Annotated in this window: 2 protein-coding genes; both read right to left on the bottom strand. The window is 65.7% G+C overall.

The window, feature by feature from the left end:
• Positions 1 to 385 (bottom strand): preprotein translocase subunit SecG (gene secG / locus EOC06_RS37815; protein ID WP_128310147.1); only part of this gene is annotated, 385 nt, incomplete at its 3' end.
• A 171-nt stretch (positions 386 to 556) separates the two neighbouring features.
• Positions 557 to 988 (bottom strand): triose-phosphate isomerase (locus tag EOC06_RS37810; protein WP_164899022.1); only part of this gene is annotated, 432 nt, incomplete at its 5' end.

Here is a 988-nt window from a genome sequence, read left to right as displayed (position 1 = left end):
TGGCCGGGGCAGTCGCTGGAGCCGCAGCGTCGTTGCCGGAAGGCGGCGTCGGCGTGGTGCTGCCGGCGGGCGCCGGGGTGGTCGTGCCGGGCAACTGGTTGAGCACGCCTTTGCCCGCACCGTCCGACGTCGCCGGCACGCGGTCGAGGATGTCGATCGGCTTCTCGCCGTAGCGGGCGACGATCGACAGTGTCAGTGACGTGGCGAAGAAGGCGGCCGCCAGGATCGCCGTCGCACGCGTCAGGGCATTGGCCGCACCACGCGCGGTCATGAAGCCGGATCCGCCACCGATGCCGAGGCCGCCGCCTTCGGAACGCTGCAGCAGCACCACGCCGACAAGGGCGAGCACGACCATGAGATGGATGACGATCAGTACGGTTTCCATAGTTTATCCTGGCAAGGCCTTGCCCGGCCGCGGACACGACCGGTGAATTGGAGGCGGCTCAATACAATGCTTTGACGGCATTTCCAAGCCCGTGGCCGGAATATGGGAAGCAACCCGTCCTTTGCAACGATTTCGTGCACCGGAAGCCCTTGTCCGGCGGAGCGAATGTCTTCAGGCAATATTGCGATAAGCCTCGGCGATGCCGAGAAAATCCGCCGCTTTCAGGCTGGCGCCGCCGACCAGCGCGCCGTCGACATTCCTGACGCCGAGCAGTTCGACCGCGTTGGAGGGCTTGACCGAGCCGCCGTAGAGAATGCGCATCTTCGCCGCGACGCCGCCGAGCTTTTCCGACAGCTTTTCGCGGATATGTGCATGTGCTGCGGCCACATCGCCGGCCGTCGGCGTCAGGCCGGTGCCGATCGCCCATACCGGCTCATAGGCAATGATGGTGTTCGATGGGGTGGCGCTTGACGGGACCGAACCATCGACCTGCCGCGACAGCACGTCCAGCGTGGCGCCCGCTTCACGCTGTTCATGCGTTTCGCCGACGCAAATGATGGGAACAAGCCCGGCACGCCATGCGGCGGATGCCTTGGCCTGGAC

It is taken from the genome of Mesorhizobium sp. M7A.F.Ca.MR.362.00.0.0, from assembly GCF_004023175.1.
GTDB lineage: Bacteria > Pseudomonadota > Alphaproteobacteria > Rhizobiales > Rhizobiaceae > Mesorhizobium.
This window is presented reverse-complemented; position numbering and strand designations above follow the sequence as displayed.